This window comes from Nonomuraea sp. NPDC003214, from assembly GCF_053590035.1.
In genome coordinates, this window is sequence record NZ_JBSFSX010000006.1 from 530,380 (window position 1) to 539,682 (window position 9,303).

7 protein-coding genes are annotated in these 9,303 nt (G+C 76.1%); 4 read left to right on the plus strand and 3 right to left on the minus strand.

What is annotated here, in order from left to right:
• Positions 1-8 precede the first annotated feature (8 nt).
• A complete protein-coding gene (locus ACWDXC_RS21540; RefSeq protein WP_449984586.1) occupies positions 9-1,406 on the minus strand; it encodes a CehA/McbA family metallohydrolase in 1,398 nt (465 codons plus the stop codon).
• Positions 1,407-1,649: 243 nt separating this feature from the next.
• On the opposite strand from ACWDXC_RS21540, the gene ACWDXC_RS21545 reads away from it, so the two are divergent.
• From ACWDXC_RS21545 to ACWDXC_RS21560, 4 genes are all read left to right on the plus strand, one after another.
• A complete protein-coding gene (locus tag ACWDXC_RS21545) occupies positions 1,650-2,120 on the plus strand; it encodes a hypothetical protein (protein WP_449984589.1) in 471 nt (156 codons plus the stop codon).
• Positions 2,121-2,170: 50 nt separating this feature from the next.
• The gene (locus ACWDXC_RS21550; RefSeq protein ID WP_449984591.1) at positions 2,171-2,710 is read left to right on the plus strand and encodes a GNAT family N-acetyltransferase; all 540 of its coding nucleotides are present in this window, start codon (positions 2,171-2,173) and stop codon (positions 2,708-2,710) included.
• Positions 2,711-2,757: 47 nt separating this feature from the next.
• The gene (locus ACWDXC_RS21555; protein ID WP_449984594.1) at positions 2,758-3,522 is read left to right on the plus strand and encodes an SDR family NAD(P)-dependent oxidoreductase; all 765 of its coding nucleotides are present in this window, start codon (positions 2,758-2,760) and stop codon (positions 3,520-3,522) included.
• A gap of 170 nt (positions 3,523-3,692) precedes the next feature.
• Positions 3,693-7,208 carry an AfsR/SARP family transcriptional regulator gene (locus ACWDXC_RS21560; protein ID WP_449984597.1) on the plus strand — a complete coding sequence of 1,172 codons (3,516 nt, stop codon included), beginning with the start codon at positions 3,693-3,695 and terminating at the stop codon, positions 7,206-7,208.
• A 6-nt stretch (positions 7,209-7,214) separates the two neighbouring features.
• Here ACWDXC_RS21560 and ACWDXC_RS21565 read toward each other — a convergent pair whose 3' ends face one another.
• Together ACWDXC_RS21565 and ACWDXC_RS21570 are read right to left on the minus strand one after the other, a co-directional pair.
• Entirely contained in the window at positions 7,215-7,814 is a 600-nt protein-coding gene (locus ACWDXC_RS21565) for a YHS domain protein (protein ID WP_449984600.1), read from the minus strand.
• A gap of 48 nt (positions 7,815-7,862) precedes the next feature.
• A complete protein-coding gene (locus tag ACWDXC_RS21570) occupies positions 7,863-9,293 on the minus strand; it encodes an aldehyde dehydrogenase family protein (protein WP_449984603.1) in 1,431 nt (476 codons plus the stop codon).
• Between the last annotated feature and the right edge of the window lie 10 nt (positions 9,294-9,303).

A 9,303-nucleotide genomic window follows, 5' to 3' on the forward strand; every position in this document is an offset into this window, starting at 1 on the left:
GGGGGGTTTCAGCGGATCCATACCGGGTTGCCGGCGGCCCGCAGCGAGCTGTGGTCGCGCATCGAGCTGGCCCAGAAGCGGGGGTCGTGCCTGCCGGGGTCGGCGTGCGCCTCGGCCCGGTAGTAGCCGGGCCGGTCGATCACGTCCTCGACGGCGATCCGCTGCCACTCCCCCGGCCGGTCCGCGGCCGGGACCACGCCGATGATCAGCCCGTCGCGCAGCACGAACACCACGACCGGCTCGTCCGCCCGCACGTCCACCTCGACGCGCACCCGCCCGCGCCCGGTGCTCGACCCCATCGGCGCGCCGTCCACGCGCATGTCGAGGTCGGCGCCGCGCCACACGGCCACCCGCCCGGCCCGCAGCCCCGCCACGATCCCCGCCCGGCTCGCCTCCTCGGCGTGCACCACGGTGACCACCTGGCCGAGCGCCTGCGCCGGGTCGTGCGGGTCGTGGCAGTCGCTGCCCGCGACGCCGATCACCCGGTGCCCGGCTGTGAGCAGCCGGTCCCACAGGCCGATCTGCGCGTCGTTGTTGGCGCCCTGCTGGAGGTGGGCGATCTCGATGAGGTCGACGCGGTCCCACGGGGTGTCGAAGCGCCGCCACGCCTGGTCGCCGCTGAAGGCGTGGTTGACGCAGAGCAGCCCGCCCTGCTCGTGCACGTCGGCGGCCACCTGGGTCATCGTGTGCTCGGGGCGGTCCACGTACGTGTCGACCCAGCGCGACAGGCCGTGCAGGTTGGCGTGGCCTCGGTGGCTGGTGAGCTCCATCGAGCGCAGCAGCACGAGCTCGTCGTCGTGCGCGGCCAGGTCGTCCCAGTGGGCGGAGGTGAAGTGGTCGGTGACGGCCAGGAAGTCCAGGCGGGCGTCGCGGGCGGCCCGCACCAGGTCGGCGACGGGCCTGCGGCCGTCGGAGTGGTGGGAGTGGCTGTGCAGCTCGCCCCGGTACCAGCCGGCGCCGCCGCGCGCGACCTCCCCGGGCGCGGGACGCTCGCGCGGCACGGCCCGCACCGCCGCCGTCACCGGCTCTCCGGCCGGGCGGGCGCGCACGGTCAGCTCGTACGGCGCGGCCCGCTTGTGGCGGTCGAGATCGAGGCGTACGGTCCACCGGCCTGGCGGGACCGGGCCCGGGACGCATCCCGGCGTCGCGTCGTGCCGCCCGACGCGGATCACCAGCCGCCTCGGCCCCGGCCCGCCGGGACACTGCACGTGCCCCCGGAACGTTCCGGCGGGGTCGAGGAGCACCGCGTAGATCTGGACGACGTCCATGACCTTGTCGTACGCGAGCTCCAGCTCCAGCTCGCCCGCGCCGTCGGGGACGTCCAGCGGGTAGTGCAGGTAGTGCAGGTCCAGCGCGGGCTCCGGCAGGCTGGTGGCCACGCTGAGCAGCTCGATCTCCCCGATCATGGTGCCGCCGGACTCCCGTCTTCCTTGCCGATCAGTGACAGCTTTCTATCCGGGAGATGAACAAAAAGTCAACGTTTGTTAAGACATAAGGTGAATCTGTCGTATGGTCGCGGGGACATCCCGGCTTTCCGAGGAGGGGCGGAGTGCGGCAAGCCGGTTGAAATCGCCGGTCATTCACCGGCAAGCCGGTTGAAACCGCCGCATCACACAGTGAGGCCATCCACCAGGAAGGACGGTCCTCCGATGAGCCTCTCCCGCGCCCTCGCCGGTCTCGCAGCCGCCGCCACCGCCGCCATCACCCTCGCCACCGTCGCCCCCGCCGCGCACGCCGCCCCCGCCGCCGGGTCGTGGGGCCCGTACCAGGCTCCCGGGAAGCGCGCCGTCGCGGCGGGCACGCTGACCGCCACCGGGGAGGACCACGCCGACCTGCCGACCGCCGACGCCGTCCGGATCAGCGGCACCGTGCGCGACAACACGCGCGGCGCCGCGTGCGGGTGGGCGGTCTTCCGCATCACCTACCGCACGGGGGGCGAGCTGCCGTTCCGGCACCGCTGGGCCCGCGACTGCTCCTACCGCACCCCGAAGCACTTCACGATCAGCCACGGGGACGTCTACCAGGTCGAGCTCAAGGTCTGCGCCGAGCCCAAGGCCGCCAAGCCCTCCCTCACCTGCCTGTACGCGGGCACCTGGAAGACCCTCTACCTGTCGAAGTGACCGGCGGCCGGGCCGGGAAAACCTGTCGAACCGCGCCGGAGCCGGGTGGTATGCGTGTGCGGGTGGACATCTACCTGCGGACCGACCGCCTGGCCCTGCGCCGCTTCACCGAGACCGAGGCCGACGCCGGCCTCCTGTACGACCTGCACAACGACCCCGAGGTGATGCGCTACCTCAACGGCGGCAAGCCGGTCCCCCGCGAGGTGATCACCGGGGAGACGCTGCCGAGGTTCGCCGCCGGGGGCTTCTACGCCGCGTTCGACGGGGAGACGTTCATCGGCTGGTTCCTCCTGAACGGCCCCGCCGAGGGGCCCGAGCTGGGCTACCGGCTGCACAAGGCGGCCTGGGGCCAGGGCTACGCGACCGAGGGCTCGCTGGCGCTCATCGACCGCGCCTTCTCCCTCGGCGCCCGGCGCGTGCACGCCGAGACGATGACGATCAACCGCGGCTCGCGGCGCGTCATGGAGAAGTGCGGGCTGCGCTTCGTGCGCACGTTCTTCCAGGACTGGCCGGACGTGATCGACGGCTCCGACCAGGGCGAGGTCGAGTACGAGATCACCCGCGAGGAGTGGGAGGCGCGCCGGTCCTGAACCACCCGGCCTGGTGCACTGGTCAGACCAGTCGTTAGGGTGCCTCCATGGCATACGAGCGGTTGTTCCGCCTGGACGGGCGGCGTGCGGTGGTCATCGGGGCCGGCAGCGGCATCGGCAGGGAGTCGGCGCTCGCGCTGGCCGCGCACGGCGCCGACGTCGTGTGCGCCGACCGCGACCTGGCCGCCGCCACCGCCACCGCCGAGCGCTGCGGCGGCTCCGCCCGGCTGCTCGACGTGCTCGACACCGGCGAGCTGCGCGCCGCAGCCGCGGCCGAACACCCCGTCGACGTGCTCGTGTTCACCGCCGCCACGAACGTGCGCAAGCGGCTGCTCAACTACACCGGCGAGGAGTTCGACCGGGTCGTCGACCTGAACCTGCGCGCCTCGTTCGAGGTGATCCGGGCCTTCGGCGCGGGCATGGTCGAACGGGGCCGCGGCTCCATCATCGGCTTCGCGTCGATCCGCGCCTCCGTGACCGAACCCGGCCAGGGCGTCTACTCGGCCACCAAGGCCGGGCTGGTGCAGCTCCTGCGCACCGCCGCCGCCGAGTTCGGGCCGTCCGGGGTGCGGGTCAACGCGATCGCGCCCGGCGTCGTCGAGACGCCGCTGACCAAGCAGATCAAGGACAACCCCGCCTGGTACGACGCCTACGCGGCCAAGAGCGCGCTGGGCCGGTGGGCCACGGCGGACGAGATGGCCGGCGCGGTCGTCTACCTGGCGAGCGACGCGGCCGGCTTCGTCACCGGCTCCGTGCTCCATGTCGACGGCGGCTGGACCGCCGTCGACGGCCGCTTCGACCCACCGAACTAGCGACCGGCCGAGGTCACCCGCCTCCCGGGCTGGCCGCCTCCTGGGCCGGCTGCCCCCGGAACCCGCTGCCCTCCGGACCGGCCCCCTCCCGGACCGGCCCCCTCCTCCCGGACCGGCCCCCTCCCGGTCGGGCCGCCCGCCGGGCCGGCGTGGCGTGGCAGAGTGGGGCCATGCGCATCGGGGTGCTCGGGCCACTGGAGGTGGTGGCGGACGGGCGGCCGGTCGACGTCGGCGGGTTCCGGCTGCGGGCGCTGCTCATCCGGCTGGCCCTGGACCCGGGCGGCGTGGTGACCTCACGCGCCCTGGCCGAGGCGCTGTGGCCCGACGGCGGCCCCGCCAACCCGGCCCCGGCCCTGCACTCGCTCGTGTCCCGGCTGCGCCGCGCCCTGCCCGGCCGCGACGCCCTGCGCTCCGAACCCGCCGGGTACCGGCTCGACCTGCCCGGCGACAGCGTGGACGTGACCCGCTTCGAACGGCTCGCCGCCCAGGGGCACCGGGCGCTGCGCCAGGGCCGCCCGGACGCCGCCCTGACCGCGCTGGCCGGCGCGCTGGCGCTGTGGCGGGGCGAACCGCTGGCCGACGTCGCCGCCCTCCCTTTCGCCGCCTCGGCCGCCGTACGCCTGGAGGAGCTGCGGCTCGGCGCGCTGGAGGACCGCATCGAAGCCGAACTTGCCGCCGGGCACCGGCCGCCGGGCGGCGTGGCCGAGCTGGAGCAGCTCACCGCCGCCCACCCCCTGCGCGAGCGCCTGCGCGCCCTCCACCTCCGCACGCTCGCCGCCCACGGCAGGCAGGCCGAAGCCCTGGCCGCCTTCGAGACCTACCGCCGCCTGCTGGCCGCCGAACTCGGCACCGACCCCGGCCCCGACCTCCGCGCCCTGCACCTCCACCTCCTCCGCGGCACACCCCCCGCCCCGCCCGCCCCGCCCCCGTCGCGCACCCCAGCGCACGGCCCTGGGCACCCCACCCCCCTCCCCTCCGACCCCCCACCCCCCGGGGCCACGCCAGACGGCGCACACCCGAGGGAACTTCAGGACCGCACCCCCTCCGGAGCGGACGAGCGCGAAGGCCAGCGCCCGAGCAAGGGCGAGCGCCCGCACGGAAGCCAAGCCCCGCACGGAGACGAGGGCCAGGCCCAGCACGGGGGCGAGGGCCCGCATGGGGCCGAGGGCGCGCACGGAGGCCAAGCCCCGCACGGGGACGAGGGCCCGTACGAAGGCCAAGGTCCGCGCAAGGGCCAGCCCCGGCACGGGCGCCAAGCCCCGGACGAGGGCGGGAGTCCGTACGGAGGCGGGAGCCCGTACGGAGGCGGGAGTCCGTACGGGGGCGGGGGCGCGCACCTCCCGGACTCCCGCACCGGTCCGTCAGGAGAGGGGCCGTTCGGGGGTGAGGGGCGGGTGCCGGTGGCCTTGACGGAGCTCGTCGGGCGGGAGGCGGAGCTGCGGCTGATCGCGGCGCGCCTGGCCGCCGGTCGGCTGGTGACGCTGGTCGGCCCCGGCGGCGTGGGGAAGACGCGCCTCGCCATCGCAGCCGTGGCCGCCGGCGGGGTGCCCGCCGAGGCGCGCCGGAGCGATCCCACCCGTCGGGTGTGGTGGGCGGGGCTGGCGGCGGTGGCCGACGCGGGGGACGTGGCGCTGGCGGTGGCGCGGGCGTTGGGGCTGCGGGTCCGGGCGGACGCCGTGGAGCAGCTGGCCGAGGCGTTCGCGGGGGCGCGGGCGCTGCTGGTGCTGGACAACTGTGAGCACGTGGCGGACCCGGTGGCCCGGCTGGTGGAGGCGCTGCTCGGCCGCTGCCCCGGTCTGCGGGTGCTGGCGACGAGCCGGGAGCCGCTGCGCATCGGCGGGGAGGCGCTGTGCCCGGTGGCCCCGCTGCCGCAGGAGGAGGCCGAGCGGCTGTTCACGGCGCGGGCGCTGGCCGTGCAGCCGGGGTTCGTCCCGTCGGGGCGGGTCGGTGAGGTGTGCGGGCGGCTGGACGGGCTCCCGCTGGCGATCGAGCTGGCCGCGGCCCGGCTGCGGACGATGACGCTGGACCGGCTGGCCGATGGGCTGGGCGACCGGCTGCCGCGCGGGGACGGCCCGTTCCGGCTGCTGACGGGCGGCAGCCGGACGGCCTCGCCCCGGCACCGGACGTTGCGCGGCGTGGTCGAGTGGAGCTGGGACCTGCTGGACGGCGGCGTCCGGGAGGCGGCGGAGCGGGCGGCGGTCTTCCCGGCGAGCTTCACGGCGGAGGCGGCGGCCGGGGCTGGAGTCGGCGAGGACGCGCTGCACGCGCTGGTGGACAAGTCGCTGCTGCAGCTCGACGGCGACCGCTACCGGATGCTGGGGACGATCCGGGAGTACGGGCTGCTGCGGCTGGCGGAGTCGGGCCGGTTGCGGGCGGCACGGGAGGCGCATGCCGCGTGCTTCCTCGCGCTGGCCGAGTCCGCGGGTCCGGAGCTGCGGGGCGCCGGGCAGCTGGGCGCGGTGGCGCGGCTGGCGGCCGAGCGGGACCATCTGCTGGCCGCGCTGCGCACCGCGTGTGACCACGGCGACGCGGATGTGGCCGTGCGGCTGGGTGCGGCCCTGGCGATGTTCTGGACGGTGCGCGGTGAGCACGCGGAGGCGGTCGCCCGGCTGCGCGCGGCCCTTCGGGTGCCGGGCCGGTCCGCGCCGGGTCCCCGGCGGACGGCGGTGGCCGTCTTCCTGCTGAACGCCCTGATGGCCGGTGATCTGGCGGGCGCGGCGGCGGCCCTCGCCCCGGATGATCTCGGCGGTTCGGGTGAGGAGGGAGCGCTCGGGGCCTTCGCGGGGGCGTTGCTGGCGCTGGCCCGTGGCGAGGCGGGCAGCGGGCTGGGCGGGCTGGAGCCGTACCTGGGAGCGGGAGATCCCTGGACGCGCGGGATGGTGTGGCTGGCGCGGTCGCTGCTGCGCGGCACGGGCGCCGGGATGGCGGCCGGGCGCGCCGATCTGGTGGCGGCGGTCGCGGGGTTCCGGGAGGCCGGGGAGCGGTGGGGGCTGGCGTTGACGCTGATGTCGCTGGCGTCCGTCGAGATCGCCGCCGACGCGTACCAGGCGGCCGTGGCGGCGCTGGAGGAGGCCGAGGGGCTGGCCGCCGACCTGGGCACGTACCACGAGCTGGGGGTGTGGGTGGCGATGGTGCGCGTCCACGCCGGGCAGCCGGAGCGGGCCCGGGCGCGGCTGCTGCGGCTGGCCGAGGAGGGCGAGCCGGGGCCCGGCGGGCCGCGGCGGGCGGCCGTGGCGCGGGTGGCGCTGGCGGACCTGGCCCGCTACGAGGGGGACCTGGACGAGGCCGGCCGGCAGTTGCGGCTGGCGGGCGAGGAGGGCGACACGCCGTACCGGACGCTGTACGCGGCGGGGGCGGGGCGGCTGGCGGTCGCCGCCGGGGAGCTGGAGGCGGCGGCCCGCTGGCTCGGGGAGGCGCTGGCGCTGGCGGCGGCGATGCCGGACCCGCCGATGGTCGCGCAGGTGGGGGTGGGGCTGACGGATCTGCTGCTGCGGCGCGGCGAGCCGGTGCGGGCGGCGGAGACGCTGGGCGCCGCCGAGGCGGTTCGGGGCGGTCCGGACGCGCGCCACCCGGACGTCGTCCGGCTGACGCGCGCCCTGCTGGTCACCTCCGGGCGCCGGGCCGCCTACGAGCGCGGCCGCCGCCTGGACCGGGCGGCCGCGCTCGCCGTCCTGCGGGCGGTGTGAGGCGCGTCAGGAGCGGGCGGCCTGCCTGGCGCGCCTGTCGACGTAGGCGTCGCGGCAGCCGGAGCAGCAGAAGGCGTGCAGGACGCCGTCCTCCTCCAGGGTGACCGCGTCGTCGTCCAGGGGCACGATCACGCCGCACATCGGGTCGCGGGCGGCGCGTCCGCCGGCGAGGTCGGTTTCGACCGGCGCGTTCAGGAGTTCCACGATGCCCTCGGAGGTGGTGGCCCGCCCGTTGAGGCCGATGCCGCCCTCGGGCACGCCCAGCACGTGCACCTGCACGTCCGGGTCCCGGCCGTCGGACTCCCTGAGGACCTTGGTCACGTACGAGACCACCGCCTCGCTCATGTCCTTGCGCCAGGGGCCGGGAACGTACACGCGGACCAGGTAGCGGGGCCGGTCGCCGGGGCCGAGGGCGCGTCCGGCGGCCACCCACACGTCCGGTTCGTGCACGACCACCTGGAACATGGACCGGAACACCTCGGCGGTCCCGTCGCCGATCAGCTCGCCTCCCCCGGTCAGCTCGTGGAGGGAGCCGAGGCGTTCGGCGACGAGGCGGCGGTCGGAGTCGAGGACGCCTTTGGGAACGAAGAGTTCGATGAACATCATGCGGCCCAGCGTGCCGCCGGGGCCTGCCGGGCCGCTGTCAGACGGCTGTCAGGACGGGCGGATGATGGCCATCCGGGTGACGGTCAGCTCCTCGATGGCGAAGCGGGGCCCCTCGCGGCCCGCGCCGGAGTCCTTGACGCCGCCGTACGGCATGTTGTCCGCCCGGAAGCCCGGCACCTCGTTGACCACCACTCCCCCGGCGTCGATGCGCTCGATCGCGGCGAACGCGGTGGCCAGCGAGCGGGTGTAGACGGAGGCGTGCAGGCCGTACCGGGAGGCGTTGACGGCGTCGAAGGCGGCGTCGAGGTCGGGCACCGGGCGGACGCACACGACGGGGCCGAAGATCTCCTCGTCCCACACCTCGGCCCCTTCCGGGACGCCGGTGAGCACGGTGGGCGCGATGGCGCGGCCGTCGCGGACGCCGCCCGTCACGACGCGGGCGCCGGACGCGCCGATCCGGTCGAGCACCCGGTCGGTGGCGGCCGGGTCGATGAGCGGCGCGACGCGGGTGTGCGGTGAGCGCGGGTCGCCCACGGTCACGTCCTTCATCCGCTCGGTCAGCAGCGTCAGGAACTCCTCGTGCGCGGCCTCCTCGACGAGCACCCGCTGGACGGAGATGCACGCCTGGCCGGAGGCGTAGTAGCCGCCGCGCACCACGGCGTCGGCGGCGGCCTCCAGGTCGGCGTCGGCGGCGACGACGAGGGCGGCGTTGGAGCCGAGTTCGAGCAGGACCTTGGTGGGGGCGGCGGCGCGGGCGATGGCGTGCCCGGCGGCGGCCGAGCCGGTGAACGACACCGCGCCGATCCGCCGGTCCTCCACAAGGGTGCGGCCGACCTCGACGTCTCCGGTGACGAGCTGGACGGCGGCGGGCGGCAGCGCGCCGGAGGAGCGCAGCAGGTGGACGAGCCAGAGCGTGGCCAGCGGGGTGGCGGGGGCGGGCTTGACGATCACCGGGCAGCCCGCCGCGACCGCCGGGGCGATCTTGTGGGCGGCCAGCAGGAGCGGGTAGTTGAAGCCGGTGATGCCGACGACGACGCCGATCGGCCGCCGCGTCCAGAACCCGATCAGGCCCTCGCCCGACGGGAGGAGGTCGAGCGGCACCGTCTCGCCGTGCAGCCTGGCCACCTCCTCGGCAGCCGTGGCCAGGGTGATGACGGTGCGCGCGACCTCGACCTTGCAGTCGGCCAGCGGCTTGCCGGTCTCCAGGACGAGCAGGCGCTCGAACTCCTCGCGCCGCTCGCGCAGCGCGTCGTGGGCGGCCGTCAGCGCGGCGCGGCGGGCGTGCGACGGGAGCGCCGCCATGGCGGGGGCCACGGCCAGCGCCTCGTCCACCGCGCGGGCCGCGAGCGCGGCGTCGCCGACGGGCGCGCGGGTCACGGCCGAGCCGTCGTACGGGAAGATCACGTCCGAGGTGGCCGGGGCTTCCACCCAGCCGTCGCCGACCGGCAGCCCGGCAGGCCACTCCGCCTGAAATGTCATTTCATTTCCC

Coding starts and splice junctions, on each gene's coding strand:
- ACWDXC_RS21565 (WP_449984600.1), bottom strand. CDS start 7,814: ATGATGTTCATCGAACTCTTCGTTCCCAAAGGCGTCCTCGACTCCGAC.
- ACWDXC_RS21560 (WP_449984597.1), top strand. CDS start 3,693: ATGCGCATCGGGGTGCTCGGGCCACTGGAGGTGGTGGCGGACGGGCGG.
- ACWDXC_RS21555 (WP_449984594.1), top strand. CDS start 2,758: ATGGCATACGAGCGGTTGTTCCGCCTGGACGGGCGGCGTGCGGTGGTC.
- ACWDXC_RS21570 (WP_449984603.1), bottom strand. CDS start 9,293: ATGACATTTCAGGCGGAGTGGCCTGCCGGGCTGCCGGTCGGCGACGGC.
- ACWDXC_RS21545 (WP_449984589.1), top strand. CDS start 1,650: ATGAGCCTCTCCCGCGCCCTCGCCGGTCTCGCAGCCGCCGCCACCGCC.
- ACWDXC_RS21540 (WP_449984586.1), bottom strand. CDS start 1,406: ATGATCGGGGAGATCGAGCTGCTCAGCGTGGCCACCAGCCTGCCGGAG.
- ACWDXC_RS21550 (WP_449984591.1), top strand. CDS start 2,171: ATGCGTGTGCGGGTGGACATCTACCTGCGGACCGACCGCCTGGCCCTG.